This is a genomic window from Butyrivibrio sp. WCE2006 (genome assembly GCF_000701985.1).
Taxonomy (GTDB): domain Bacteria; phylum Bacillota; class Clostridia; order Lachnospirales; family Lachnospiraceae; genus Butyrivibrio.
Map to the genome: position 1 here is coordinate 1 of NZ_JNKH01000001.1, position 26,416 is coordinate 26,416.

General features: G+C 40.6%; 26 protein-coding genes. 25 read left to right on the top strand and 1 reads right to left on the bottom strand.

Annotation, left to right across the window (positions count from 1 at the left end; all coding sequences use genetic code 11):
- The first annotated feature begins 570 nt into the window (after window positions 1-570).
- A complete protein-coding gene (locus tag T501_RS19680; RefSeq protein WP_050008028.1) occupies window positions 571-2,487 on the top strand; it encodes a putative bifunctional diguanylate cyclase/phosphodiesterase in 1,917 nt (638 codons plus the stop codon).
- Window positions 2,488-2,544: 57 nt separating this feature from the next.
- Here T501_RS19680 and T501_RS00010 read toward each other — a convergent pair whose 3' ends face one another.
- Window positions 2,545-3,798: a nucleotidyltransferase gene (locus T501_RS00010; protein WP_044912571.1), complete on the bottom strand. Its 1,254-nt coding sequence runs from the start codon at window positions 3,796-3,798 to the stop codon at window positions 2,545-2,547.
- Window positions 3,799-3,827: 29 nt separating this feature from the next.
- Here T501_RS00010 and T501_RS00015 point away from each other — a divergent pair, with 29 nt between their 5' ends.
- From T501_RS00015 to T501_RS00130, 24 genes are all read left to right on the top strand, one after another.
- Window positions 3,828-5,021 carry an acetate/propionate family kinase gene (locus T501_RS00015; protein WP_026510014.1) on the top strand — a complete coding sequence of 398 codons (1,194 nt, stop codon included), beginning with the start codon at window positions 3,828-3,830 and terminating at the stop codon, window positions 5,019-5,021.
- 135 nt (window positions 5,022-5,156) lie between these two features.
- Window positions 5,157-5,339 (top strand): 50S ribosomal protein L32, encoded by a 183-nt coding sequence (gene rpmF, locus T501_RS00020; RefSeq protein WP_026490935.1) that lies wholly within the window; start codon window positions 5,157-5,159, stop codon window positions 5,337-5,339.
- Window positions 5,340-5,454: 115 nt separating this feature from the next.
- Entirely contained in the window at window positions 5,455-6,465 is a 1,011-nt protein-coding gene (plsX, locus tag T501_RS00025) for a phosphate acyltransferase PlsX (protein ID WP_044912572.1), read from the top strand.
- Between the two features lie 96 nt (window positions 6,466-6,561).
- A complete protein-coding gene (gene acpP / locus T501_RS00030) occupies window positions 6,562-6,798 on the top strand; it encodes an acyl carrier protein (protein WP_026510012.1) in 237 nt (78 codons plus the stop codon).
- 106 nt (window positions 6,799-6,904) lie between these two features.
- Window positions 6,905-7,597 (top strand): ribonuclease III, encoded by a 693-nt coding sequence (gene rnc / locus T501_RS00035; protein WP_044912573.1) that lies wholly within the window; start codon window positions 6,905-6,907, stop codon window positions 7,595-7,597.
- Window position 7,598: 1 nt separating this feature from the next.
- Window positions 7,599-11,156 carry a chromosome segregation protein SMC gene (smc, locus tag T501_RS00040; protein ID WP_044912574.1) on the top strand — a complete coding sequence of 1,186 codons (3,558 nt, stop codon included), beginning with the start codon at window positions 7,599-7,601 and terminating at the stop codon, window positions 11,154-11,156.
- The gene (gene ftsY, locus T501_RS00045) at window positions 11,156-12,070 is read left to right on the top strand and encodes a signal recognition particle-docking protein FtsY (RefSeq protein WP_044912575.1); all 915 of its coding nucleotides are present in this window, start codon (window positions 11,156-11,158) and stop codon (window positions 12,068-12,070) included. Before smc ends, ftsY begins: the two co-directional genes overlap by 1 nt.
- Before the next feature lie 87 nt (window positions 12,071-12,157).
- Window positions 12,158-13,387 (top strand): threonine ammonia-lyase, encoded by a 1,230-nt coding sequence (gene ilvA / locus T501_RS00050; protein ID WP_026510008.1) that lies wholly within the window; start codon window positions 12,158-12,160, stop codon window positions 13,385-13,387.
- 5 nt (window positions 13,388-13,392) lie between these two features.
- A complete protein-coding gene (locus tag T501_RS00055) occupies window positions 13,393-14,268 on the top strand; it encodes a YitT family protein (protein ID WP_026510007.1) in 876 nt (291 codons plus the stop codon).
- 42 nt (window positions 14,269-14,310) lie between these two features.
- On the top strand, window positions 14,311-15,360 hold the full coding sequence (locus T501_RS19685; protein ID WP_207641172.1) for a glycoside hydrolase family 25 protein: 1,050 nt from the start codon (window positions 14,311-14,313) through the stop codon (window positions 15,358-15,360).
- A 139-nt stretch (window positions 15,361-15,499) separates the two neighbouring features.
- On the top strand, window positions 15,500-15,844 hold the full coding sequence (gene ylxM / locus T501_RS00065) for a YlxM family DNA-binding protein (protein WP_044912576.1): 345 nt from the start codon (window positions 15,500-15,502) through the stop codon (window positions 15,842-15,844).
- A 3-nt stretch (window positions 15,845-15,847) separates the two neighbouring features.
- Window positions 15,848-17,224, top strand: coding sequence for a signal recognition particle protein (gene ffh / locus T501_RS00070; RefSeq protein ID WP_044912577.1), 1,377 nt, complete (start codon window positions 15,848-15,850; stop codon window positions 17,222-17,224).
- Between the two features lie 124 nt (window positions 17,225-17,348).
- Window positions 17,349-17,591: a 30S ribosomal protein S16 gene (rpsP, locus tag T501_RS00075; RefSeq protein WP_026510004.1), complete on the top strand. Its 243-nt coding sequence runs from the start codon at window positions 17,349-17,351 to the stop codon at window positions 17,589-17,591.
- A gap of 30 nt (window positions 17,592-17,621) precedes the next feature.
- Window positions 17,622-17,852 carry a KH domain-containing protein gene (locus tag T501_RS00080; RefSeq protein ID WP_026510003.1) on the top strand — a complete coding sequence of 77 codons (231 nt, stop codon included), beginning with the start codon at window positions 17,622-17,624 and terminating at the stop codon, window positions 17,850-17,852.
- Between the two features lie 173 nt (window positions 17,853-18,025).
- On the top strand, window positions 18,026-18,805 hold the full coding sequence (trmD, locus tag T501_RS00085) for a tRNA (guanosine(37)-N1)-methyltransferase TrmD (RefSeq protein WP_044912578.1): 780 nt from the start codon (window positions 18,026-18,028) through the stop codon (window positions 18,803-18,805).
- Window positions 18,806-18,894: 89 nt separating this feature from the next.
- Window positions 18,895-19,425: a ribosome maturation factor RimM gene (rimM, locus tag T501_RS00090; RefSeq protein WP_026510001.1), complete on the top strand. Its 531-nt coding sequence runs from the start codon at window positions 18,895-18,897 to the stop codon at window positions 19,423-19,425.
- 163 nt (window positions 19,426-19,588) lie between these two features.
- Window positions 19,589-20,374, top strand: a complete 786-nt coding sequence (udp, locus tag T501_RS00095; protein ID WP_044912579.1) for a uridine phosphorylase — start codon at window positions 19,589-19,591, stop codon at window positions 20,372-20,374.
- Window positions 20,375-20,415: 41 nt separating this feature from the next.
- Window positions 20,416-20,847: a cytidine deaminase gene (locus tag T501_RS00100; protein ID WP_026509999.1), complete on the top strand. Its 432-nt coding sequence runs from the start codon at window positions 20,416-20,418 to the stop codon at window positions 20,845-20,847.
- A 123-nt stretch (window positions 20,848-20,970) separates the two neighbouring features.
- A complete protein-coding gene (gene rplS / locus T501_RS00105) occupies window positions 20,971-21,318 on the top strand; it encodes a 50S ribosomal protein L19 (protein WP_026509998.1) in 348 nt (115 codons plus the stop codon).
- Window positions 21,319-21,451: 133 nt separating this feature from the next.
- Window positions 21,452-22,045, top strand: coding sequence for a signal peptidase I (lepB, locus tag T501_RS00110; RefSeq protein ID WP_026509997.1), 594 nt, complete (start codon window positions 21,452-21,454; stop codon window positions 22,043-22,045).
- A 38-nt stretch (window positions 22,046-22,083) separates the two neighbouring features.
- Window positions 22,084-22,989: a ribosome biogenesis GTPase YlqF gene (ylqF, locus tag T501_RS00115; RefSeq protein ID WP_442856327.1), complete on the top strand. Its 906-nt coding sequence runs from the start codon at window positions 22,084-22,086 to the stop codon at window positions 22,987-22,989.
- Window positions 22,986-23,555, top strand: a complete 570-nt coding sequence (gene lepB / locus T501_RS00120; RefSeq protein ID WP_026509995.1) for a signal peptidase I — start codon at window positions 22,986-22,988, stop codon at window positions 23,553-23,555. Before ylqF ends, lepB (T501_RS00120) begins: the two co-directional genes overlap by 4 nt.
- On the top strand, window positions 23,548-24,312 hold the full coding sequence (locus T501_RS00125) for a ribonuclease HII (RefSeq protein ID WP_026509994.1): 765 nt from the start codon (window positions 23,548-23,550) through the stop codon (window positions 24,310-24,312). Before lepB (T501_RS00120) ends, T501_RS00125 begins: the two co-directional genes overlap by 8 nt.
- Window positions 24,313-24,352: 40 nt before the next feature.
- Window positions 24,353-26,386, top strand: a complete 2,034-nt coding sequence (locus T501_RS00130; protein ID WP_044912580.1) for a flagellar hook-length control protein FliK — start codon at window positions 24,353-24,355, stop codon at window positions 26,384-26,386.
- Window positions 26,387-26,416: the final 30 nt, after the last annotated feature.

Sequence of the window (26,416 nt, forward strand, 5' to 3'; positions counted from 1 at the left end):
AACAGCTATGATACGCACAGAGAAAAATACACATGGAAACGTTGGAAAATACTATGAAGCCATGAATCATAAACTGAGTCTCCAGACAAAGGAGCAGTTGTATTTTAATAGTGGGATATGGACTTTGTAACGGCTTGAAAAGCCAAGGGAATCCTTTATCCGCATGATAACATAAGTGCATTGATAGATATGTATGTCAAGGATGCATGGATGCACCGTTGGCTTGTCCTTGACATACATATCTATCAATGTTAGCTTAAATGGAGCGGATAAAGAATTTCCGTATCTATAGATGCCAGCTGATGCTTAGGCATATCAAGGTTTCTTTAACCTATTAAATCCTACAGTAAATTTACGCGGTCAAAAAATAACTTGAAATGGCATTTATAAAATTATATATTATAATTAACAAGGGAGGAGAATGGAGTACATTTTGTACTCCAACTTCTCTTTTTTTATTTTACCGGAGTACTTAGCGAGTTTACCCTGGTCGAATTATAAAAATTCTTAGTTTCGCCTGATTCCCTCTGTGGAGGCGATTTTTTTGTATTGATTAGATAGAGGAAAAGTATGCAGTTCTCTTACCAGTTTGATGTTGCCGGTATAATGGTAATACTTACAAGTTTAACATGTGCATGGATCCGACCCAAACTAATGAAGAACTTCGGATTTAACTTAAAGCTTCTGATTTGTGCTGCAATAGTTTACAACGTGTTGGATTCATTAACTGTTATTCTACTAAAAATTGCAAAGCCGGAATCATATTATTTTACATATGTGATGCTGCTTATCTATTTCTGCGTGCTGTATCTGATACCGTATTGTGCGACGCGGTACTTTTACCAATTATGCGGCGAAGAAGGCAATCTCTTCCTTCTGAGAGGGGCTCTTGCTGTTATGATTTTTTTCGCTACATTTGGCAATATTTTCTTTAATTTTTTGTTTTTTCTTGATAAGGAAACCATGTCCTACAGTCATGGAACGATGATGTGGGTTACCTTTGTCTATTATATGCTCTGCGCTACTCTTGTGGGACATTGTGCGGTCAAACATTCAAGGTATCTTGGTAAAGTAAGGAAAAGACTTCTAATAACAGTTTTCTTTATAACCATTTTAAATCTCTTTTATCAGGCAGCTTTTCCTGAGGAATCCCTGACAGGTCTTGTAATAGCTCTTGCACTTGCCATGTTTATTGTTGTTTTCTGTTTTGTTGATGTTACGGTTGATGAGCTGACAGGACTTAATAACAAGACGGGATTTATCAGATCCTGTGACGAGCTCATGCATCAGCAGAGCATGGAAGGTTATTCCATGATTAAAATTCAGATTTATCATATGCAGGAGCTGAATGAGAGAACCGGTATGGAAAATGGTGACCGTGTGCTCAACATTCTTGCGGAAAATATTGAAGAGTGTGTCAATAAAGCAAAGCATAAAGCTGTGTGTGGAAGAATAGGCGGTGATACTTTTGCAGTGCTGACAGATGAGGAGGTTTCTATAAGCACAATAGCCAGTTCGGATATAACAGAAGCTATTCAGAATCCTCTTACGGGGCTTGATTATGCTGTGTCTTTTTATGCAGGTGTGTACAGGCTCGAAGAAGGGGACAAGGATATAGATAAAATGCTTGATCATGCGGGATATGCACTAAAATGGGTATCCGGTAATTTCAAGACAAATGTGGCATTTTATGATGATGATATACGAAAAGAGGATGAGCATAGAAAGATAGTAGAACAGAAGGTCAGAGGGGCTATTCTGGACAGAGAGTTCAAGGTCTATCTGCAGCCTGTGTGTGACACGATGACCAGACAGCGAATCAGTGCAGAGGCACTTGTAAGGTGGATTGATTCAAAAAATCAGATGATCAATCCTTCAGATTTTATTCCTATTTTGGAAAGAAACGGCTTTATCACAGAGCTTGATCTTTATGTGCTAGAGGAAGTCTGCAGAATGCTTCGTGACTGGATTAATCAGGGAGCGTCTGTTGTTCCGGTATCTGTCAATTTCTCAAGAGTTGATGTTGATCATCATGGCATAGTTGAAGAAATTGTAGCAGTTGTTGATAAATACGGACTTGATCATAAGCTTATAAAAATAGAGCTTACGGAAAGCGCTTTTAATGACAATATGGACAGTATCATAAAAATGCTGTCCAAGCTTAGAAGTTATGGCTTTGTGATAATGATGGATGACTTTGGAAGCGGATATTCCAATCTTAATATGTTTAAGGATCTTCCTGTTGATGTTGTCAAGATTGATATGTACTTCCTTAGAAATATTGAAAACAGTGAGAAGGGAATGATAGTCCTTGAGTCAGTGGTACAGATGGCTAAGAGACTGGGACTGAAAATTGTAGTAGAGGGTGTTGAAACCCAGGAGCAATATGATTACATAAGAAAACTCCACTGCGAAATGATACAGGGATTCTATTTTGCAAAGCCTATGCCTTCGGAAGTATTCTCTGATCAGGTGACAGCAGGTTAAAACCGGCGGGAAACATTTTGGAGTATCAAAAAGATGACAATATAGCTGCCAAATGATTCAGCGGCTAATTGTGATAAGTGTTTTTGCATATTCATTTATGGTTTCTCTACTGTTTATAAGGTCATAAATATTTGATGAAACTATCGTCTCTGAAAGAAGAGAGTACTCTTCTTCTGATAGTGCTTTATATGCATCAGAGAGTTTAGAAATTACAGGGATGCGGGAGCATTCCTGAATTTTTTTTAAAAGCGGGGATGCGTTTTTATTAAGCCCCAGAATTCTTGCATAGGAAGTAAAAGAATCCTTATCTTTTACATAAAGAGACATGTTTTCCTTTGTAAGTCCGAGAAGAATATGTAACAGAGCACGACTTATCCTTGTATAGGTAAGATCCTTTGATTTCAGCTTATCGGTGAAGCCTGTAATTGATGAAAAACTGCGAATATTGGCATTTATCTTATCTGAAAAATCTGAGGATACATCGAGATATTTATCAAATCCGGCATTTTTTTCAGATATAAGCTTATAGTGAAGGAGCGTTGAAAAATTATCAAGAGTACAGATTTTCAGCGCCTTACTTTCGCAAAGCTCTTTTAATAGGTCAAATACCCCGGTGGGAAGCTGGCTCTTAAGATTATTTACAGAAGCACTGATATCTGCATTGTCTTCGATTAAGCTCCTAAGAGCTTTTGCGGATGCAAACACATCAGGATTATCTGAGATGGTATCTTCAGAGTAGGAGGCTCCTTCTCTTTTTATACAAAAAGGAACCATACTGCTTTTTTGTATGGTGAGAGCTTTTATATATTCCGTTCCAAGTATATCGTTTGGCTCTGAGAGAAAAGATGTATCTTCTCCAAGATACGCAGATAAAGCGGTAGCTCTGGCAACCGCGTAGTTTTTTCCTGATTTCAGATTTTCCTTAATCATAGCTGAAAAATCTGAAGGTTCATTTGCAAGGATAGTTGATATTTTTTGGAGAGCTTCGATATTACCTGACTCTGAGCCAAAGCCAAGATAATCGATGCAATCCAGTTTATCAAGTATGGAAATGGCTCCTCCGGCGAAAAATTCTGCGCTGGATGTGCTATAATATATTGGCAACTCTAAAATGAGGTCAGCTCCACATGAAAGGGCCATTTTAGTTCTTGTGTATTTATCGAAAATTGCAGGAGCGCCACGCTGAGTGAAATCTCCGCTCATTATAATGACAGCATAATCTGACCCGGTCTGCTCTTTGAGCGTGCGGATCAGGTATTCGTGTCCCTTGTGGAAAGGATTAAATTCAGCTATAATTCCTACAGTCTTCATAAAAAATATAATATCATGGAGGTTTAATAATGAAAATACTGGTTATCAATTGCGGTAGTTCTTCCCTTAAGTTTCAGCTTATAGATTCTGAAACTGAGAAGGTAATCGGAAAGGGGCTTTGTGAGAGAATCGGCATCGACGGCAGGATCAGTTTTACTCCCGGTGATGGTGATAAGATTACAAAGGATACAGCAATTCCTGATCATAACCGTGCAATAGAACTGGTTATAGAAGCACTCACAGATTCAGAGACAGGAGTTATCAGTTCACTTTCAGAGATTGGTGCCGTAGGACACAGAATCGTACATGGCGGTGAGAAATTCACCAAGTCTGTAGTAATTGATGAGGAAGTAATAAAGGCAATTGAGGAAGTTTCAGATCTTGCACCGCTTCACAATCCGGCTAACCTCATTGGGATAAGAGCATGCCAGAAGTCCATGCCGGGTGTTCCCATGGTGGCTGTTTTTGATACAGCTTTCCATCAGACCATGCCTGAGGAAGCATATCTTTATGGAATACCTTATTCATTTTATGAGAAGTATAAGATCCGCAGATATGGTTTCCACGGAACAAGCCATTCTTATGTAAGCAAGAAAGCAGCTGAAATGCTTGGAAAAGATTACGGCGATCTTAAGACTATTGTTTGTCATCTTGGAAACGGAGCATCAGTATCAGCAGTTAAAAACGGTAAATGCGTAGACACTTCAATGGGTCTTACTCCTCTTGAAGGACTTATCATGGGAACCAGAAGTGGTGACATCGATCCTTCAGTAGTTGAGTTTATTATGAAAAAGGAAAAATGTGACGCAGCTGAAGCTGAGAACATTCTGAATAAAAAGTCAGGTGTTTACGGACTTTCAGGTAATGTATCCTCAGATTTCCGTGATCTTGAGGACGGTTACAATAACGGCGACGAGGGATGTATCAGAGCAATCAATACTTTCTGCTACCGTGTTTCAAAATATATTGGTGCTTATGCCGCAGCAATGGATGGAGTTGACTGCATATGCTTTACTGCAGGCGTAGGTGAGAATGGACCTCTTGTAAGAAATATCATCTGTGAGAGACTCGGATTTTTGGGAGTTGAGCTTGATAAGGAAGCTAATGAGGTTCACGGAAAAGAAAAGATTGTATCAACTGATGCTTCCAAGGTGAAGATTCTTGTTGTTCCTACAAATGAAGAACTTGCCATTGCCAGAGATACTAACGAACTTTGCAGGTAATGAAGAGATTTGATGAATTAATATTTTTTTCATTGACAATATGTGAATTAGTGCATATAATAGCAAGAGTGTGTTGACAAATGCAAATGACCATTTATGGTTCATGATATGAACGCTGTAAGGAGGTGTTACCGAATGTCTATCTGCCCGAAGAATAAGTCTTCTAAGGGTCACAGAGACCAGAGAAGAGCAAACTGGAAAATGACTGCTCCCACACTGGTTAAGTGCAGCCACTGTGGCGCGCTTATGCAGCCTCACAAGGTATGCAAAAAATGTGGCTACTACAACAAGAAGAGCGTTGTAGCTAACGAAGATTGATAATCATTATGAACATATCAAACCCGGGATTCTTATGAGTCTCGGGTTTGTTGCTTTTTATTATGTTTTTTAGTAAACTTTTGTCAAACATTTTTAATTAGATTGGGGAGTAACAATGGCTGATTTTGTAAGAGTTGCAGTTGATGCAATGGGAGGAGATAATGCCCCCTTTGAAATTGTCAAGGGCGCAATTGAAGCACTGCAGGAATCTGACAGGCTTAAGATTTTTCTCGTGGGTAAGGAACAGGTTGTTAAGGACGAACTTTCAAAATATACTTATGATGCTGACAGAGTAGAAGTAGTCAATGCTGAAGAAGTTATTGAGATGGCAGAGCCTCCGGTAATGGCTATCAGAACCAAGAAGGATTCTTCTATAGTCAAGGCCATGTTTCTTGTAAAACACGGAGAGTGTGATGCATATGTATCTGCCGGAAGTACAGGAGCTACCCTGGTAGGCGGACAGGTTATAATCGGAAGAATCAAAGGGGTCGAGAGATCACCTCTTGCACCGCTTATTCCCACACAGAACGGTGTATCGCTTCTTATTGACTGTGGTGCTAATGTTGATGCGAGACCTTCTCATCTGGTTCAGTTTGCAAAGATGGGATCTGTTTATATGGAGAACTTCTGCGGCGTTAAAAATCCTAAGGTAGGAATTGTAAATATCGGTGCCGAGGAGGAAAAAGGTAATGCACTTGTAAAGGAGACCTTCCCTCTTTTGAAGAATTGTCCCGAAATTAATTTCATCGGTTCAGTAGAAGCAAGAGATATTCCTCTGGGAGTCGCTGACGTAATTGTTTGTGAAGCTTTCACCGGAAATGTTGTACTGAAGATGTATGAAGGTGTTGCTACTACACTTCTTAAAGTGGTAAAGCAGGGACTTATGAGCAATCTCAGAGCCAAAATCGGAGGACTTTTGATAAAGCCTACTCTTAAGAAGGTTCTAAAAGACTATGATATGGATCAGTATGGCGGAGCACCTATGCTTGGACTTACCGGACTGGTGGTAAAAACTCATGGAAGTGCCAAGTCTGTAGAGGTTAAGAACAGTATTTTACAGTGTGTAACCTTTACGGAACAGAATATTGCAGAAAAGATTAAAGAGTCTATTACATCAGAATCGTAAAAAATACTTGTAAAGGAACTATATATGGTATTATAGTTTTATAACATGGATATTTTCTGTGAAATAGTTATAAAGATTTAAAGGAATGGAGAAGTTATGGAATTCGAAAAACTGAAGGAAGTTATTGCTAACGTATTAAATGTTGATGTGGATGAGATCACAATGGACACAACATTTACAGATGATCTTGGTGCAGATTCACTTGATGTATTCCAGATTATTATGGGCATTGAAGATGAGTTTGACGTAAAAATTGATGCAGAACTTGCTGAGAAGATTTCTACAGTAGGTGAGGCAGTAGAGCTTCTGAAAAAGGCCAGAAACGAAGGCTGATAGGTTCATAATATTGACTAGAAGGTGATATGGAGCAGAGCTCACCAGTTTGCTTTGCGTCATATCACTTTGTTGTTTTTAGCAAGAGTTAATAGAGGAGATTTCTATGATAGGCGATAATGAACTTAATGATTTACAGGAAAAAATCGGATATCATTTCAAGGATAAAAATCTTTTACTCCAGGCACTGACACACAGTTCTTTTGCAAATGAACAGAGAATCAATAAGCGTGGGGATTATGAGAGGCTTGAGTTTTTAGGTGATGCGGTACTGGAGCTGGTATCAAGTCATTATCTTTTTAAGACTTACCCTGAAAAAAGAGAAGGTGAGATGACTAAAATGAGAGCAGCTATGGTTTGCGAACCTGCTCTTGCTTATTGTGCAGCTGCAATTCATCTTGAAAAATATCTCATTCTTGGTAAGGGCGAAGAGGCTACAGGCGGCCGTTTCAGAGAATCAATTATTTCGGATGTAATGGAGGCTATTATCGGCGCTATCTATCTTGATAGTGGAATAGATGCTGCCAGGGCTCATATAGAGAAATTTATTTTGGATAATCCCGAGGAAAAACAGATTTTTTATGACAGCAAATCAGTCCTTCAGGAGCTTGTGCAGAAGGACAGTACCGCAGAACTCAGATATGAAATTTGTGGCGAAAAAGGACCTGAGCATGATAAAATATTCGAAGCTGCGGTTTTCGTAGGTGATAAAAAATTGGGAGAGGGGTCAGGAAGGACTAAAAAAGCAGCTGAGCAGAAGGCTGCATATCAGGCTATCCTGGAACTGAAAAAAGAGTAAGATGTATTTAAAAAGCATTGAAATTCACGGCTTTAAGTCGTTTGCAAACAAGATAAAGCTTGAATTCCATAATGGTATTTCCGGAATTGTGGGACCTAATGGTTCAGGTAAAAGTAATGTTGCGGATGCTGTGAGATGGGTTCTCGGTGAACAGAGAATTAAGCAGCTCCGCGGCGGTACTATGCAGGATGTAATCTTTGCGGGAACGGAGCTGAGGAAACCCTTAGGCTACGCTTATGTCGCTATAACGCTTGATAATTCAGATCATGCGCTTCCTATTGAATATGATGAAGTAACTGTCTCCAGAAGGCTTTATCGCTCAGGAGAGAGTGAATATATGATCAATGGTAACTCATGCCGTCTTAAAGATGTCAATGAGCTTTTCTTTGATACAGGTATCGGTAAAGAGGGTTACTCTATTATCGGACAGGGCCAGATCGACCAAATTCTGTCCAGTAAGCCTGAAGACAGGCGAAATCTTTTTGATGAAGCGGCAGGTATCGTTAAGTTCAAATCCCGTAAGGATACTGCAGTTAAAAAGCTTGAGCAGGAGAAGCAGAATCTCACCCGTGTAAATGACATACTCTCAGAGCTTGAGAAACAGGTTGAGCCTTTGGAAAAGCAGTCAGAAGTTGCAAAGGTATATTTAAAACATAAGGAAGAACTGAAGACACTTGATGTAAACATGTTCCTTCTGGAAAATAATGCTCAGAAAAAGACTTTGGAAGAGTCTGAGGAGAATCTCAAGATAGCATCCAAAAATCTTGAAGAAGCCAGGACCAGATATGCTGACACTAAGAACCAGTATGAAGAGATTCAGGTTGAACTGGAAGGGCTGGATCACGATATTGAGGAGGCCAGAGCCAAGATTACCGATACTTCCGTCATGAGGGAAAAGCTTGAAGGTCAGATCGGTATCATGAATGAGCAGATTCGTTCAGCCACAAATGAGGCGGAGCATTTTGAAAAAAGAAAAACTGACGAAGAAGCCAGAATCGCTGAAAAAGAAAAGGAAAGAGATAAGGTTCTTCTTGTTAAGAATGAAATTGACAAGGAACTTGAAGGGTTATCAGCTGACAGACAGGAAGCAAGGAAAAAGCTTGATGGCATAATATCTCAGATCAGCGAAATCAATAATGAAATTGAAAACTGCAAGAGCAGGATCATAGAGACTCTGGGTGAGCGTTCTACCATAAAATCAAAGCTTAGCTCACTTGATACAAGGCAGGAGCAGATAAATATCAGGAAGGCGGAACTTACCGGAAAACTCGTCAAGGCAAGATCCGATGAATCTCAGCAGGAAGAGATCATAAAGAAATTACAGGCTGAATTCGACCAGATTACAGATGAAATCCGTTCAATGAATACCAGGAAAAAGGATTCAGAGAATGAGCTGAATGGTATCAGAGATAAGCTTTCTCAGAAGGATGCGAAGCTTCGCGAGGTTCAAAATCTCTATACACAGCAAAAGTCCAAGCTTGAAGCACTAAGTAACCTTACAGAGCGCTATGAAGGCTATGGCGGCAGTGTTAAAAAGGTAATGGAGCGCAAGGATGAGAATCCGGGAATTATCGGTGTTGTTGCTGATATCATTAAAACACAGCCAAAATATGAGACGGCTATTGAAATAGCCCTTGGCGGTAATATTCAGAATATCGTAACGGATGATGAAGATACTGCTAAGGATATGATTGAATACCTCAAAAAGACCAGAGCCGGAAGAGCTACATTCCTTCCGCTTACAAGTATCAGGGATCCTCAGGAATTCAAGGCCCAGGAGGCACTTGGCGAAAAGGGTGTGCTTGGTATGGCTGATGAACTGGTTGATACTGAGGAGAGATACAGAAGTGTTGCCAAGGCGATGCTTGGAAGAATAGTGGTTGTCGATACAGTAGATAACGCTGTTAAGATTGCCAGAAAATATAAATATACTATCAGAATGGTTACTCTTGAGGGAGAACTTCTGGTTCCGGGTGGTGCCATCAGTGGTGGTACGTTCAGGAACAACTCCAATCTTCTCGGAAGAAGAAGAGAGATGGAGGACCTTGAGAAGAACACCAAAAAGTGTAAAGAGGACATCGCTCTTTTACAAAAAGAAATAGAGAGCACCAAAAATCGTAGAAACGAGCTGCGTGTTACGATTGAGGAATTAAGAAATACTCTCCAGACAAAATTTATCGAGCAGAATACTGCAAGAATAAACGTGGAGAATGAGAAGGAGAGACAGAGTCAGCAGAAAGGTAACTATTCTGATCTTAAAGCTGAGAATGAATCAATTGAGCAGCAGATGGTTGATATCAGGAAAGAACGCATTGAGTATACAGAGGCGCTTGAACTTTCCGAGAAGACTGAGAAGGATGAAGCTCAGAAGGTATCTGATTATCAGGCAAAACTTGAAGGCCTTCATACTGAAGAGGAGAAGGAATCGGAGAATGTATCCTCATGGGATATTGAGTATGAGAAGATACTTCAGAAGGAAACCTTTGAGCAGCAGAATCTTGATCGTATAAACAGCGAGATAAATGGTGAAAAGGCAGCTCTTGAGGAAATCCTTGAATCCATAAAGAAAAATAATGAAATCCTTACTCAGAGGAAGAAGGATATTGAAGAAATAAGGCTCACGATTGAGAGTTCAAAGGATGTGCAGACTGATGTAAGCAAAGAGCTTGAAGTTAAAAGGGCAAGAAAGGAAGAACTCACTGCTTCCCAGAAGAATTTCTTTAAGCTGACCGAAGAACTGAATCAGACCATGAATGGTCTCGATAAGGAAGTTACAAGGCTTGGTGCAAGATGTGAGCGTGCAAGAGAGTCCATCGAAACTCAGATCAATTATATGTGGGATGAGTATGAGATTACTCTCACGGATGCTGCAAGCTTAAGAGATGAAGAGATGACGGATATGTCTGCCATGAAAAAGCAGATAGCCACACTAAAGGATGCCATCAGAAAGCTGGGAGATGTCAACGTCAACGCCATCGAGGATTATAGAATCCTGATGGAGCGATACACATTCCTGAAGACTCAGCATGATGACCTTGTAACTGCTGAGCAGCAGCTTAGAGAAATAATTACCGAACTTGATGAATCCATGAGAAAGCAGTTCATGGAAGAATTCACCAAGATTCAGACAGAGTTTGATAAAGTATTTAAGGAAATGTTTGGAGGCGGAAAAGGAACCCTGGAGCTTGTAGAGGATGAGGATATCCTTGAAGCAGGTATCAGAATCAATGCCCAGCCTCCGGGAAAGAAGCTTGTTAACATGATGCAGCTTTCCGGTGGTGAGAAGGCACTTGCAGCGATAGCGCTTCTTTTCGCAATTCAGAATCTTAAGCCTTCACCATTCTGCCTGCTTGATGAGATTGAGGCGGCCCTTGATGAAAACAACGTTGTGAGATTTGCTCATTATCTGCATAAGCTTAAGTCAACACAGTTTATTGTAATTACCCATAGGCGTGGTACAATGGAAAGTGCTGACAGGCTTTATGGTATTACCATGCAGGAGAAGGGTGTATCAACGCTTGTAAGTGTTAATTTGATTGATAAGGAGCTAACTGATTAATGGCTAACAGTTTCTTTGAGAGACTATCCAATGGTCTGACAAAAACTAAAGAAGGCGTAGTAAAAGGAATAAACAATGTTCTTAGTAATTTCTCAACAGTGGATGAAGAGTTTTACGAGGAACTTGAAGAGACCCTGATCATGGGGGACATTGGAATCAATGCCACCAGCAGGATTATGGACAAGCTCAGAGAGCAGGTCAGAGATAATCATATTACCGATACCTGGGCGTGCAAGACACTTCTTATTTCCAACATCCGTGAACAGATGAAGACGGATGAGGAGACTTATGAGTTTGAGAATCATAAGACAGTTATCTTTGTTATAGGAGTAAACGGCGTAGGTAAAACAACTTCTGTCGGGAAGCTTGCTGCTTTGTACAGAAGAAGTGGTAAGAAGGTCCTTGTGGCTGCAGCTGATACCTACAGAGCCGGCGCGACTGAGCAGCTAAGGGAATGGACCGAGCGTGCACAGGTGCCTCTTATTGCAGGTAGAGACGGCGCGGATCCCGCCAGTGTTATATATGATGCGGTTTCAGCTTTCAGATCAAGAGACTGCGATATTTTAATCATAGATACTGCAGGACGACTTCATAATAAGAAGAATCTTATGGAAGAGCTTGCTAAGATGAACAGGATTCTAGATAAAGAGCTTCCGGATGTTCACAGAGAGAACTTTATCGTTCTTGATGGTACCACAGGACAGAATGCCATTTCCCAGGCAAGAGAATTCGGTGAAGTTGCTGATCTTACAGGCATTGTTCTCACAAAGCTTGATGGTACGGCAAAGGGAGGAATAGCAGTAGCAATCGTATCAGAACTCAATATTCCTGTTAAGTATATTGGGGTAGGAGAGAGTCTGGACGATTTGGAGAGATTTAATTCGAACCAGTTTGTTGATGCATTATTTGCCTGAAAAACTGTTATGAATTTAATTAGTAAAGGAAAAAGGATACGATCGAAGCCGGTAAAATGATGACTATCGATCTTGGAGGAGGATGTCATGTCTGAGAAAAATGAAAGTCTCACACTTCCTGCATTTGAGGAAGCCTATGAGGATGTAAAAAAAGTTACACTTGAGACAAAGCTTATCTACAGTGATTACTGGAGTGGTACTACAGGTAACAAGGTTTATCTTAAACCTGAGAATCTTCAGAGAACAGGTGCCTACAAGGTAAGAGGTGCTTATTACAAGATTTCTACCATGTCTGAGGAAGAGAGAGAAAAGGGGCTCATAACAGCATCAGCCGGTAATCATGCACAGGGTGTTGCATATGCTGCAAAGAGCTACGGAGTTAAGGCAACAATCGTTATGCCTACATCCACACCCCTTATCAAGGTTAACAGGACAAAGGCTCTTGGTGCTGAAGTTATACTTCATGGAGATGTCTATGATGAGGCATGTGAGCATGCTCTTAAGCTCGCAGATGAGAAGGGATACACTTTCGTACATCCTTTTGATGACCTCGATGTTGCTACAGGACAGGGAACTATAGCAATGGAAATCATAAAAGAGCTTCCCACAGTCGACATGATACTTGTTCCAATCGGCGGAGGCGGACTTGCTACAGGTGTTGGAACACTTGCAAAACTTCTCAATCCCAAAATAAAGGTAATAGGTGTTGAACCTGCAGGTGCAAACTGCATGCAGGAAAGTATAAAGAACGGTAAGGTGACTACACTGCCTACTGTTAATACCATTGCTGATGGTACTGCAGTTAAAACTCCCGGTGAGAAGATATTCCCCTATATTCAGAAGAATATAGATGAGATAATAGCTGTACCGGATGAGGATCTGGTTGTATCATTCCTTGATATGGTTGAGAATCATAAGATGGTAGTTGAGAACTCAGGACTTTTGTCAGTTGCCGCTTTGAGACAGCTTGATGTCAGGGATAAGAGAATCGTTTGTGTGTTGTCAGGCGGAAATATGGATATCATCACTATGTCTTCTGTAGTACAGCAGGGACTTATTATGAGAGACCGTATTTTCACTGTTTCAGTCCTTCTTCCTGACAAGCCGGGACAGCTTGCAAGCGTTGCCGGCGTAGTTGCCAAGACTGGTGGTAATGTTATCAAACTTGAGCATAATCAGTTTGTATCAATAAACAGAAACGCAGCAGTGGAACTGCGTATTACATTGGAGGCATTTGGAAGCGAGCATAAGATGGAAATTATGAATACCCTCGAAGAAAACGGGTATAAGCCCAAGCTTGTTCGTACAAATATTTAAAGCCTATGAAGTATACTGAAAAAATCACAAAGAAGGGAACGGACTATCTGCTGATTACATTTGGAGCATTCCTCTATGCAATCGGCACAAGTCTTTTTAATGATCCCAACAATATCGCGCCCGGTGGAATAACCGGTGCAGCGATTGTTCTGAACAGAATCATTTCATTAGGAACAGGTACGTGGTTTATGATTATGAATATACCGATACTGTTCCTGGCAATTTATAAGTTTGGAATACGATTTACAATCTCCACGGTATATGCCACTATAGCAAACTCTATTTTTACTGACCTGCTTGCGAAATATGGAACAGGCTTTATAGTAAAAGATGTAATACTTGGTGTCATATTTGGTAGTGTCTTTGTTGCCGTGGGAATAGGTATTACATTTAAATGTCATGCGACTACAGGTGGTACTGATGTTATAATAAAGGTGTTAAGATTAAAGTATCCACATATCAAGACCGGCGTTCTTTTTATGATAATAGATATTTTTGTTATCGCTTTTGCGGGTGTTGTTCTTAAGGATATGAAAGTTGTGCTTTACTCATTTTTGGGTGTCATGATCACATCATATGTTATTGACTTTGTATTGTATGGTAGAGATGAAGCAAAACTTATTTATATTATTTCTGATAACACGGATAAGATAACTGCAAGACTTCTGGAGGAACTTGATGTAGGAGTGACTCATGTCTTTGGACAGGGGGCATACAGCGGAGAGGACAAAAAAGTCATTCTCTGTGCCATTAAAAAGAGGCTTTCTCCATTGGCTGAGGATATTGTCCGTGAAGAAGATCCCAATGCGTTTATGATTGTAACAAGTGCTTCTGAAATATTTGGTGAAGGCTACAAGAGCTATTTTGATGAACGGATATAAATACCTATGAAAAATACTGATAATCCTAAACACAATAGCAAAATGGTTAGAAATACCAAGAACCTGATATCTGTTATTTTCCTGAGTCTTGTGAGTATTCTGGCTCTTTCGACCTGCATAGGGCTGCTTCTTAGTAATGCAGCTACCAGACGGCAGGCAGATGCATCCCAGAACGAACTGGATGTTCTTGAGAGCGAAGGTTACTACACCATGGCGCAGGCTTCCTCGCTTATTGAAAAGGCAGAGGCCAATGCCAGAAGGCAGGAAGGGGACTTACTGCGGAATAATTTCAGGGAAAAACTTGTGGAAGGAGACAGAATAGGGGCTATAAGGACACTGTTTCCTGATGAAATAGTCACAGAGTATGGCGGACAGTATTTCTTTACACCGATTGCCGAAGATGTTAATAAAAGTCCTGTTTTACCCGATGAATTCACACTTTTATCCGATGGCAAAATCAGCTATAACGGAGCAGACGAGAGCATAAGAGTGACGCAGGGAGTTGATATTTCCAAGGCTCAGGGAGCTGTTGAGTTTGATAAAGTCAAGGAATCCGGTGTTGATTTTGTTATGGTAAAGGCAGGAGCCAGAAACTCCTCAGACGGGAATTTACAGGAGGACGATAATCTAAAGTCAAATCTCAGAAATGCACTTAAGGCTGAGCTGGAAGTGGGCGTATATTTTTATTCCCAGGCTGTTAATGAAGCTGAAGCAAGAGAAGAAGCACAGTTTGTTCTTGATTCAATTGAAGGATATGACATAACATATCCTATAGCTATTGATATAGAGCAGTTTAATACAACTGATGTGAGGACTTCGAAGCTTTCGGGAAGAATATACACTGAAATCGTGAGAGGCTTTTGCGATACGATTAAGCAGGCTGGCTACAGACCTATGATATTAGGCAATATCAGAACCTTCAGTGAACTAGTGGATATACATGAAGCTTCCCAATATCCTATTTGGATTTCGTATTTTGGATATCCTCAGTATTTTCCTTATGAATATTATATGTGGCAATATAATAAAAACGGGGATATAGACGGGATACACGGTGATGTTAATTTAAATATATGCATCACAACAAAGTAAAGTAAAAATACTTGACACAAAAAAGATTATGCGATATTATAAGCATCGTGCCTATAGTATCGCATTTTATTTCTATATCGGAAGATATAAGGCAGTAAGAATTAGAGCCTTATCTTTTGAATATTGTTTATAGAGGAATATGGAGAAGATTGTTGAGCAGGGGCTTTTATATGACTTTTATGGAGAGCTTCTGACAGCCCATCAGAGGCAGGTATATGAGGATGCAGTCTACAACGATCTTTCGCTGGTTGAGATTGCTGAGGAATATGATATTAGTAAACAGGGTGTACATGACCTGTTGAAGAGATGTACTAACTCTCTTGAAGGATATGAGAAAAAACTTCACATGATAGAGAGAACAGACAGAATCAGGAAGCAGCTTGGGAATATGTCAAAAGCCGTTACTGATTATAAGTTACAGGATGATGAGCTGAGGGCGAAGATCCTTGAAGCTATAGAATCGATAAAAGAGGAGTTGTCATAATTTATGGCATTTGAGAGTTTATCAGATAAACTTCAGAACGTATTTAAGAATCTTCGCGGCAAGGGCCGCCTTTCAGAGGAAGATGTTAAGACTGCAATGAAGGAAGTTAAAATGGCTCTTTTGGAGGCAGATGTTAACTTCCGTGTGGTTAAGTACTTTGTTAACAAAGTACAGGAGAGAGCAGTCGGTGAAGATGTATTAAATGGTTTGAATCCCGCTCAGATGGTTGTGAAGATTGTCGATGAAGAGTTGACAAGCCTTATGGGATCAGATATTACAGAGATTCAGTTTCAACCGGGAAAGAGCATTACAGTAATCATGATGTGTGGTCTTCAGGGTACCGGTAAGACCACGACAGCTGCTAAGATAGCAGGTAAAGTTAAGCTTAAGGGCAAAAAGCCGTTGCTTGTGGCATGCGATGTATACAGACCTGCTGCAATAGATCAGCTTCGCATAAATGCTGAGAAGCAGGAAGTTGATTTCTTTTCAATGGGAACGGATGTCAGCCCTATAGAGATTGCGAAGGCAGCAATTGCTTATGCTGAGAAGAATAATGAGAACGTAGTCATTCTGGATACAGCCGGCCGTCTACAGATTGACGAAGAAATGATGCAGGAGCTTGTGGCAATCAAGGAAGCAGTTACTGTTCATCAGTCACTTCTTGTTGTTGATGCCATGACAGGTCAGGCGGCAGTTGATGTTGCAGTTCAGTTTAATGACAGGATCGGCATTGACGGTATCGTATTGAGTAAGATGGATGGTGACACCAGAGGCGGTGCTGCACTTTCCGCAAGACAGGTTACAGGCAAGCCTATTCTTTATGTTGGTATGGGAGAGAAGCTCTCTGATCTGGAGCAGTTTTATCCTGACAGAATGGCCAGCAGAATCCTTGGAATGGGTGATGTCCTTAGTCTTATAGATAAAGCTGTGGAAGCTAATCGTGAGCGCGATGAAGAAAAAGAGCGCGAGATGGCTTCTAAAATGAAAAAAGGTAAGATCGATTTTGAGATGTACCTTGAATCCATGAAGCAGATGAGAAACATGGGTGGCCTTGGAGCCATAATGGGAATGCTTCCCGGAATGGGAAAGATCAGTGATGATCAGCTTCCTGACGAGAAACAGCTTGCAAGAATAGAAGCCATTGTGCTTTCTATGACACCTGAAGAGAGAAAAAATCCCAAGCTTATGAGTCCTCAGAGAAAATACAGAATTGCTAAGGGCTCAGGAAACGATATTGCTGATGTGAATCGTTTCATAAAGCAGTTTGAGCAGATGCAGAAGATGATGAAGCAGATGCCCGGACTTATGGGAAAGAAGGGCAGAAGAGGCTTGGGAGCCCTTGGTGGACTTGGTAAGGGCGGCTTTGGCAAGTTCTTCTAAATATATTTGTAACTGATATGCAGATTCGGATTTTTACCGGGTTTCATATATATGATGATTGCGGAGTAATTCGTTTATCATAGCTATTAACATTTTATTTTTATTTAAATGGAGGATTTTTAAAATGGCAGTAAAAATTAGACTTAAGAGAATTGGTAAGAAGAAGGTTCCTTTTTATCGTATCGTTGTATCTGATTCTAAGTTCCCTGTAAACGGAAAGTTCATCGAGGAGATCGGAACTTATGATCCTAATACAGATCCCAGCACATGCAAGGTAAACGAGGAACTTGCTAAGAAATGGCTTTCAAACGGAGCACAGCCTACAAACGTTGTAAGCAAGATTTTCAAGCAGGCAGGTATTAAGTAATCAACTTCGCATTTAACTAGGGGAAAATTCATGAAAGAATTGGTTGAAGTAATTGCAAAGGCTCTGGTTGACAATCCGGATGAAGTTGTGGTTAATGAAAAAAAAGAAGGACGAAACATCATCATTGAGCTGCACGTTGCACCTTCAGATATGGGCAAGGTAATCGGAAGACAGGGCAGAATAGCAAAAGCCATTCGCTCAGTTGTTAAAGCAGCATCTACCAGAGAAAATCTTAAGGTTGACGTTGAAATTGTCGATTAATATCTATACCCGGAGTTGAGCTTTCAGCTTCGGGTATTTTTATCATACGAAGAAATTCCATTGAATTTCCTATGTGACATAAATTGCTCCGCGGGGTTCGCACTCGCGCGAGAGGAGTATAAATCTTCAGACCTTTTGATGAGCGAACAAAAAGGTCTGTTTCGGAGTAAATAATGAATTTTTATATAATGACACTTTTCCCAGAGATGGTCATGGAGGTATTAAATACCAGTATTCTTAAAAGGGCCATGGATAAAGGAACAATATTTGCCAAAGCGGTAAACATTCGTGATTATGCTGATAACAAGCATAATAAGGTGGATGATTATACATATGGAGGCGGTGCAGGTATGCTTATGCAGGCACAGCCTATTTATAGCTGTTATCAGGCTATTTTGAATGAGATAAGAGAAAGAGAGCCGGATGCAAAACCGAGAGTTGTATATGTGACTCCTCAGGGCAGCGTTTTTAGTCAGGCAGCTGCAAGAGATTTTGCTAAGGATAATGATATAATATTTTTATGCGGACACTATGAAGGAATTGATGAGAGAGTCCTGGAGGAAATAGTTACCGATTATGTTTCCATAGGTGACTATGTTCTTACAGGCGGAGAGCTTCCGGCGATGGTAATGATTGATGCCATCTCAAGGCTTGTTCCGGGAGTTCTTAATAATGAGGAATCAGCCCAGACAGAATCCTTTGATGACGGGCTTTTGGAGTATCCGCAGTATTCACGTCCGGAGGTTTGGATGGACAAAAGAGTTCCATCTGTACTTTTGTCGGGAAATCATGCTAATGTAGATGTGTGGCGTTTTCAAAAATCCCTGGAAAGGACCAGGGAACGCAGACCGGAGCTCTATGATAAATATATTGAGGAGCACCCGGAGCAGTTCACACCTAAAGCACTTAAGAAGCGTAACAAGATACTGGACAGAATTAATGAAGAAATGTAAATAAAACATCTATCAGTTGTATAATAATAGATGTAATGTAAATAAAACATTTATCAGTTGTATAATGAATGTAATGAGGATAGAACAATATGACAGAATATTTTCAGATAGGGGTAATAGCATCGACACACGGTCTTAAAGGAGAGGTTAATGTTTTCCCCACGACGCAGGATCCGGAGAGGTTCCTTGATCTTAAGAAGGTAATTCTTGATACCGGACGAGAGGGGAAAAAGGAACTCACTATTGAAAAAGTCCGCTTTAATAAGAAATTTGTAATTGTAAAATTCAAGGAATTTAACGATATAAATGAAGTAGAGCGCTTGAGACAGAAGGAGCTTATAGTACGCAGAGAGGATGCTATTGCTCTTGAGGAAGGTGAATATTATCTTGCCGATCTTGAAGGAATGACAATAGTTGATGAGGACGGCAAAGAACTTGGAATCCTTAAACAGGTCATACAGACAGGAGCAAATGATGTATATGAGATGAAGCGTACCGATGAAGACGTGGCAGAAGGCTCTGAAACTGTTATGATTCCAGGAATTAAGGAATGCGTAAAAAATATCGATGTAGAAAACAAGGTCATGACAATCCATGTAATGGATGGGCTTTTTGACTGAAACTGAAATTAGGGAATATAATAAAGTAGCCTTACCAGGTAAGATATTAAATTATAATTTATATTAGGATTTGTCGTGATAAAGTCATGATTTGGAAAGGTTTCGATAATATGGCAGGATTATGAATCAAACGTGCCAAATCATATTATAGGAGGGATAAAGGATGGTAGATTATACGGAAGGCGCCGGATATCAGTATCATATTCATCTTAAGGAAGGCGATGTTGGAAGATATGTTATTTTGCCAGGTGATCCCGGCCGCTGTGAGAAGATAGCAGCATATTTTGATGATGCCAAGCATGTGGCAAGTAATCGTGAATATAATACGTATACAGGTTATCTTGACGGTGAGAAGGTAAGCGTTGTCTCAACAGGAATAGGCGGAGCATCAACGTCCATCGCGGTTGAAGAGCTTCATAAGATAGGTGCGGATACTTTTATCAGAGTTGGTACTTGTGGCGGTATGCAGCTTGATGTTGTGGGTGGAGACCTGATTATCGTTAATGGTGCAATAAGAGCTGAGGGTACATCAAAGGAGTATGCTCCTATTGAATACCCTGCTGTAGCTACATTTGAAGTTACTCAGGCTCTTAAAGAAGCTGCTTTAGAGCTTGGTGAAAGACACCATGTAGGCGTGGTTCAGTGTAAGGATGCATTTTACGGTCAGCACGAGCCGGAGAGCAAGCCGGTATTTTATGAACTTCAGAATAAGTGGGAAGCATGGAAAAGATGCGGCTGTCTTGGTTCAGAGATGGAATCCTCCACACTTTTCATTGTCGGACAGTGGCTGCGCGCCAGAACCGGTGCAATCATGCTGACAGTAGCCAACCAGGAGAGAGCAAAGGAAGGCTTGGATAATCCTCAGGTTCATGATACAGATGCTGCAATAAGAGTTGCAATCTCAGCTATAAGAAAGCTGATAGCTGATGATAAGAAAAACGCTAAATAATGCAGAAAGAATGCAAATAAGTTTTGCTTTGGGATAACAATATGAAAACATATGATGAATTGGTAGAGCTGGCTCTTGAAGCCAGAAAGATGGCTTATACTCCCTACAGTCATTTTAAAGTAGGTGCGGCCCTTATGACTAAGGATGGCAAGGTATACAAAGGGTGTAATATTGAGAATGCATCCTATACACCTACTAACTGTGCTGAGCGCACTGCTTTTTTTAAGGCTATCAGTGAGGGAGATACAGAATTTTCTGCCATAGCAATTGTGGGCGGCTTTGAAAATCAGAAAGAGCTTAAATTATGTACACCGTGCGGTGTCTGCAGACAGGTAATGCGTGAGTTTTGTGATGATGATTTTAAAGTTATACTGCTCACAGATCAGACAGATGGGGTTAATAAATATCAGGTCTATAATCTTACTGAGATCCTGCCTCTTAGTTTTGGCCCCGTTGATATGCACATAAAGTAAAAATCCTTGACGGCAGCTTGCTTTATATGCTATTATCATGTAGTTGCGAAAATGACGGTCCTCTGGTACGCAAGACATAAATGTATTTAAGAACGTCCATTTATATAGTATAGGAGAAAGCAAATGAATACAATCATTGCAGAAATCGAGAAGGAGCAGCTTAACCAGAACGCTCCTGAGTTCAACACAGGTGACACAGTTCGTGTCTACAACAAGATCAAGGAAGGTAACCGTGAGAGAGTACAGATCTTCGAAGGTACTGTAAAGAAGATCCAGGGTGGTTCTAACCGCGCAACTTTCACAGTTCGTAAGATCTCAAACGGCGTAGGCGTTGAGAAGACATGGCCTCTTCACTCTCCTCTTGTAGAGAAGGTTGAAGTTGTGAGAATGGGTAAGGTTAGAAGAGCTAAGCTTAACTACCTTAAGGGCCTCACAGGTAAGAAGGCGAAGGTCAAGGAAAAGGTTCGCTAAGAATAATTTCTTTGGTAAGGGCAGTTACTTTTTAGTAATTGCCTTTTTTCATTTGAGCAGAGCACTTAGCGAGGCTTTTGGTTTTGTTAAGTTTGCCAGACAGAACACTTTAATCTTTTAAGCAGAGGGTATTATGTATCGAAAAAAAAGATATCAGTCAATGTTCCGTGAAAAGAAGAAGACGGTTACTCCGGAGCTTTTAAAAGAAATTGCCTCCTGGGTATTTTATACCGTAATCGCAGTTTTTGTTGCGTTTGTTCTTGTAATCTCATTCGGAAAAAGGGTGAGAGTTATAGGTGATTCCATGGAAAACTCATTGTTTAACGGGCAGAGTGTTCTTGTGAATCGCATAATATATAAGATCGCATCACCTAAAAGGGATGATGTAATTGTCTTTCTTCCAAACGGTAATGAGAAATCTCATTACTATGTGAAGCGTGTTGTTGCCGTTCCGGGTGAGACTGTTAAAATTGTTGACGGAAATTTGGTAATAAATGGCGAAACAGTCGTCACTGAAGATGATGAATATGATAAAATGGAAGAAGCAGGAATAGCTGAGAACGAAATTAAACTTGGGAATGGAGAATTCTTTGTTCTTGGCGACAATAGAAACAGTAGTGAGGATTCCAGAAGTGCCAACATTGGCGTTGTGAAGATCGCTACAATAGCAGGTAAGGCCTGGTTCTCTTACGGAGCTAAGGAAGGGAATAACGGTCTGATAAAGTAATAATGACTCATATGGGGAGGCTGTTAAGAATTACCCATATGACAATGATTAAAGGAAAATATATGAATAATTATCAGTGGTATCCGGGACATATGACCAAGGCCATGCGTATGATGCAGGAGAATATCAAACTGGTTGACCTGATCATAGAATTGACCGATGCCAGAATACCGATGTCGGGAAGGAATCCTGATATTGATAAACTGGGACAGAATAAATCAAGATTGGTCATACTTAATAAGTCAGATCTGGCAGATCCGGAGATCAGTAAGGAATGGATTGAGTATTTCTCACAATCCGGTGCCAGAGTCATGGAGATGAATTCCAAGACGGGTTCTCAGGTGAGGCAGGTTCTGGATAATGTGACAGAGAGCTGCCGTGAGAAAATTGAAAGGGATAAGAAGCGTGGAATCGTAAACAGACCTATAAGAGCTATGGTCGCCGGTATTCCTAATGTTGGCAAGTCCACATTTATAAATAAGATTTCCGGTAAAGCAGCTGCAAAGACCGGGAATAAGCCCGGTGTTACAAAGGGTAAACAGTGGATCATGCTCGGCAAGAACCTTCAGCTGCTTGATACTCCCGGTGTTTTGTGGCCTAAGTTCGAGGATGAGACAGTAGGTCTTCATCTTGCGCTTATAGGTTCCATGAATGATGAGAACCTCGACAAAGGTGAACTGGCAGTAAATCTGATCAGAATTCTGGAGAAATGGTATCCGGGAACGTTAGCCGATAAATATGGTGTTACTGAGGAACAGAAGCTTTTATTTGAAACTGATCCGTATGAAACACCTGAATCATCTATACTTACTGCTATAGCAGATAACAGAAAGCTGATAAAGCAGGGTGGAAAGGCAGATGTGGACAGAGCGTGTGCTCAGCTTTTAGATGATTTTAGAAACGGTAGACTTGGAAAAATATCATTAGAGAGGCCAATACTATGAATAAAACGCAGGAATTTATAAAAAGTGCAGGAAGTACAATACTTACAGTAATTATTGTCTGTGCTATAACATTGCTTTTTATGAAGTTTGTGGCACAAAGAACAGATGTTGACGGCGAATCCATGATGTATACACTTCATGATGGAGATGCACTTATGGCAGATAAGATTACCTACAGGTTTTCAGATCCCAAGCGCTTTGATATAGTAATTTTTCCGTATCCGCAGGATCCCAGTGAATATTTCATCAAGCGTGTTATAGGACTTCCCGGTGAAACTGTCCAGATTGATTATGACGGTAATATTTATATTAATGGTGAGATTTTAGAGGAACATTATGGAGCAGAGGTAATACAGAACCCCGGAAGGGCTGTTGAACCTGTTGTTCTTGGAGAAGACGAGTATTTTGTAATGGGAGATAACAGAAATTACAGTATGGATTCAAGAGAACCCAGTGTAGGTAATATTAAGGGCTCCGATATTATTGGCAGAACATGGCTTAGAATATATCCTTTCTCATCCTTTGGAATCATAGATAAGAATAAGGAAAATATAAAAAATGACTGAGAAAATAGGGGATATTAAAGCTGCACTTTCACTTGCAGATGACATAGAAGCATATAAACTATTTTGTGAGAAATATGAATCTGATGAGAGGGCAGGAGTCATTAAACTCGTTGAGTCAGCAAGGAAACATATAGCGGCTATTGAAGCTGAGAAAAAGCGGCTCTTCGATATGCGTTATTACGAGAGATTACATTCGGATAAGAAATATATATGCGGTATAGATGAGGTTGGAAGAGGACCTCTTGCAGGGCCGGTTTATGCTGCAGCAGTTATCCTGCCTGCAGATGCAGAGATTCTTTATATTAATGATTCGAAGAAATTATCCGAAAAAAAGAGAGAGGCACTTTATCAGGAGATCTACGAAAAGGCCATTTCTGTCGGTATTGGATACAGTACTCATGAGAGAATCGATGAGATCAATATACTCCAGGCGACTTATGAGGCTATGGCAAAGGCTGTGGCAAATCTTGCTGTTAAGCCGGACGTACTTCTGATAGATGCTGTTCATATCCCACAGCTTGAGGAATACACCCAGGAGTCCATTATCAAGGGAGATGCCAAAAGTGTATCAATTGCAGCAGCAAGCATTATAGCCAAGGTCACCAGGGATCGTCTTATGGCTGAACTGGATGATAAATATCCGGGATATGGTTTTGCTCATAATAAAGGTTATGGAAGTGCTGATCACATCGAAGCGCTTAAGAAAAACGGTCCATGTGAGATACACAGAAGATCATTTATCAAAAATTTTATGTGATTTGTTCGGATTTACTTATTTTTGAAGAAAGAGAGCCTGCATGAGTATCATTCAGAATGTGACCCAGAAGACGCCTGTTGTTCAGGTTGAAGGGCGAGTTATTAATCAGAATGCTGCAAAATCGCAGGAATCTCTGCGCTCTTTGGAAACAGGAGAGCGTTTATCTGGCAAAATCATTTCCATGACTGACGAGGGCGGTGTCAAAAATGCCCAGATAAGGCTGGGAGATGACACAGTTATATCTGCAAAACTTCAAGATGGCATGTATCTCAAGGAAGGACAGACAATTTCCTTTGAGGTGCGCGGTGTTTCTAATCAGATAACACTTACTCCACTTTATGAAAATACATCTGTTGATCCGACAACCTTAAAGGCACTTAATGCTGCCGGCATAGAGGTGAATCAGGATACAGTCAATATGGTAAAGTCTATGATGGAAAATGGAATGGGAATTGACAGGGATTCCCTTAATTCCATGCATCAGCTCATAGGCTCCCATCCTGAGGCTGATGTCTCATCAATTGTTCAGATGAAAGCTCTTAACATACCAATTACAGATGAAAATATCAGTCAGTTTGAGAGCTACAAGAATTATGAGCATCAGGTTGTGGAGACAATGAAATCCATTATGGATGATTTGCCCGGGGCTTATAATCAGCTGGTTCAAAGTGGGGAAGGTAAGGCCGCCAATGATCTCTATGGTGGAATTCTTGATATGCTTGCAAAAGGTGCAGAGCATATGGAGAAAACAGCTGTTCAAAATGAAATAAATGGTGCACAGCCTCAAGGTGAGATGGTTGAGACTGGCCTTCTAAGTGGGAAAACTGATAGTGAAGCAGCACTGGCTGAGGGCGGAGCTATTAAAGATGTCGCAGTTGGTCCCGGTGCCGAAGGCGTTGTTAATAATACGGAAGGTGGAAAGACAGAAATCTTATCTACACTTGCAGAGGGTGAAGCTGAGGGCGAATTGCTGACAGAAGCCAGGGCGGATTCTCAGAATACATCCGGAACAGCAACTGCAGATAAGGAGCAGGTTTTAATGGAAGCTGCAGGGAAAGGTTCCGATATTGCAGGGCAGGAAAAGGCTGGAGAAGCAGCTTCCAAAGAAGATGTTACGGGGAACGCTTCAAGTGCGGATAATGATCAGAGGAGTGCTGCAGATTCTTCGGGGATAAAAGGTTCTGAGCAGAGTATATATGACAATCAGGGGCAGAGCCTGCCAAAGATTACATTCAGTAATAATCTGGCGAATATCATAAGGGAGCTTAACACAAGTACCGGTGCCACCGGGGAAGAGATTCAAAAGCTTATTGAACAGGCCAGAACAGGGAATCCTGAAAAGATAGATCAGATGGCACTTTTAAAAGAACTTTCAGAAGCGTATTCTAAATCGGCGCATACTTCGGAGGCGGCTGATCAGGCATTTTCCAGGCTTTTTAGCAATAATGAGTATAATAAGCTTATGAAAAATATCATGCAGGATGAATGGATGATAAAGCCTGATGAGGTGAGGCTTAAGGAGAATATTGAAAATCTGTATTCAAGGCTGAATTCTCAGGCTAAGCAACTTACCAGTCAGCTCTCAGCTGCTCTTGGAGCAGATAATAAGGTTGCTCAGAGTGCCGCCAATCTTCAGAATAATATAGATTTTATGAATCAGCTCAATCAGATGTTCCATTATGTTCAGCTGCCGCTTAAGATGGCAGATCAGGACGCGCATGGAGATTTATATGTATACTCTAATGGCAAAAAGAAATTTGAGCCCGGAGATGAAGTCAGCGCGATCCTGCATCTTGATATGGATAACCTGGGCCCCATCGATGTTTATGTTAAGATGAAGGACACCAATGTAAAAACCAATTTTTATGTTGCTGATGAAGAAATAATCGATCTGATACATGAACATATCGGAGAACTAAATGACCGGCTGAACAAACGAGGCTATACTATGGAAGCCAGAATGATGCTTCATACCGATATGGATTCCGACAGTGAGGATCCTCCGGTTAGCAGTATACTTGAATCTAAAAAGACAGCTTTTTTGTCAATGACTTCTTTTGATGCACGAGCGTGATATCCCAATGGGAAAAATGTAATTCTTTGA

What these genes read in the sequence shown, in the direction of transcription:
- T501_RS19680 (WP_050008028.1), top strand. Translation starts at nt 571, where the DNA reads ATGCAGTTCTCTTACCAGTTTGATGTTGCCGGTATAATGGTAATACTT.
- T501_RS00010 (WP_044912571.1), bottom strand. Translation starts at nt 3,798, where the DNA reads ATGAAGACTGTAGGAATTATAGCTGAATTTAATCCTTTCCACAAGGGA.
- T501_RS00015 (WP_026510014.1), top strand. Translation starts at nt 3,828, where the DNA reads ATGAAAATACTGGTTATCAATTGCGGTAGTTCTTCCCTTAAGTTTCAG.
- rpmF (WP_026490935.1), top strand. Translation starts at nt 5,157, where the DNA reads ATGTCTATCTGCCCGAAGAATAAGTCTTCTAAGGGTCACAGAGACCAG.
- plsX (WP_044912572.1), top strand. Translation starts at nt 5,455, where the DNA reads ATGGCTGATTTTGTAAGAGTTGCAGTTGATGCAATGGGAGGAGATAAT.
- acpP (WP_026510012.1), top strand. Translation starts at nt 6,562, where the DNA reads ATGGAATTCGAAAAACTGAAGGAAGTTATTGCTAACGTATTAAATGTT.
- rnc (WP_044912573.1), top strand. Translation starts at nt 6,905, where the DNA reads ATGATAGGCGATAATGAACTTAATGATTTACAGGAAAAAATCGGATAT.
- smc (WP_044912574.1), top strand. Translation starts at nt 7,599, where the DNA reads ATGTATTTAAAAAGCATTGAAATTCACGGCTTTAAGTCGTTTGCAAAC.
- ftsY (WP_044912575.1), top strand. Translation starts at nt 11,156, where the DNA reads ATGGCTAACAGTTTCTTTGAGAGACTATCCAATGGTCTGACAAAAACT.
- ilvA (WP_026510008.1), top strand. Translation starts at nt 12,158, where the DNA reads ATGTCTGAGAAAAATGAAAGTCTCACACTTCCTGCATTTGAGGAAGCC.
- T501_RS00055 (WP_026510007.1), top strand. Translation starts at nt 13,393, where the DNA reads ATGAAGTATACTGAAAAAATCACAAAGAAGGGAACGGACTATCTGCTG.
- T501_RS19685 (WP_207641172.1), top strand. Translation starts at nt 14,311, where the DNA reads ATGGTTAGAAATACCAAGAACCTGATATCTGTTATTTTCCTGAGTCTT.
- ylxM (WP_044912576.1), top strand. Translation starts at nt 15,500, where the DNA reads ATGGAGAAGATTGTTGAGCAGGGGCTTTTATATGACTTTTATGGAGAG.
- ffh (WP_044912577.1), top strand. Translation starts at nt 15,848, where the DNA reads ATGGCATTTGAGAGTTTATCAGATAAACTTCAGAACGTATTTAAGAAT.
- rpsP (WP_026510004.1), top strand. Translation starts at nt 17,349, where the DNA reads ATGGCAGTAAAAATTAGACTTAAGAGAATTGGTAAGAAGAAGGTTCCT.
- T501_RS00080 (WP_026510003.1), top strand. Translation starts at nt 17,622, where the DNA reads ATGAAAGAATTGGTTGAAGTAATTGCAAAGGCTCTGGTTGACAATCCG.
- trmD (WP_044912578.1), top strand. Translation starts at nt 18,026, where the DNA reads ATGAATTTTTATATAATGACACTTTTCCCAGAGATGGTCATGGAGGTA.
- rimM (WP_026510001.1), top strand. Translation starts at nt 18,895, where the DNA reads ATGACAGAATATTTTCAGATAGGGGTAATAGCATCGACACACGGTCTT.
- udp (WP_044912579.1), top strand. Translation starts at nt 19,589, where the DNA reads ATGGTAGATTATACGGAAGGCGCCGGATATCAGTATCATATTCATCTT.
- T501_RS00100 (WP_026509999.1), top strand. Translation starts at nt 20,416, where the DNA reads ATGAAAACATATGATGAATTGGTAGAGCTGGCTCTTGAAGCCAGAAAG.
- rplS (WP_026509998.1), top strand. Translation starts at nt 20,971, where the DNA reads ATGAATACAATCATTGCAGAAATCGAGAAGGAGCAGCTTAACCAGAAC.
- lepB (WP_026509997.1), top strand. Translation starts at nt 21,452, where the DNA reads ATGTATCGAAAAAAAAGATATCAGTCAATGTTCCGTGAAAAGAAGAAG.
- ylqF (WP_442856327.1), top strand. Translation starts at nt 22,084, where the DNA reads ATGACAATGATTAAAGGAAAATATATGAATAATTATCAGTGGTATCCG.
- lepB (WP_026509995.1), top strand. Translation starts at nt 22,986, where the DNA reads ATGAATAAAACGCAGGAATTTATAAAAAGTGCAGGAAGTACAATACTT.
- T501_RS00125 (WP_026509994.1), top strand. Translation starts at nt 23,548, where the DNA reads ATGACTGAGAAAATAGGGGATATTAAAGCTGCACTTTCACTTGCAGAT.
- T501_RS00130 (WP_044912580.1), top strand. Translation starts at nt 24,353, where the DNA reads ATGAGTATCATTCAGAATGTGACCCAGAAGACGCCTGTTGTTCAGGTT.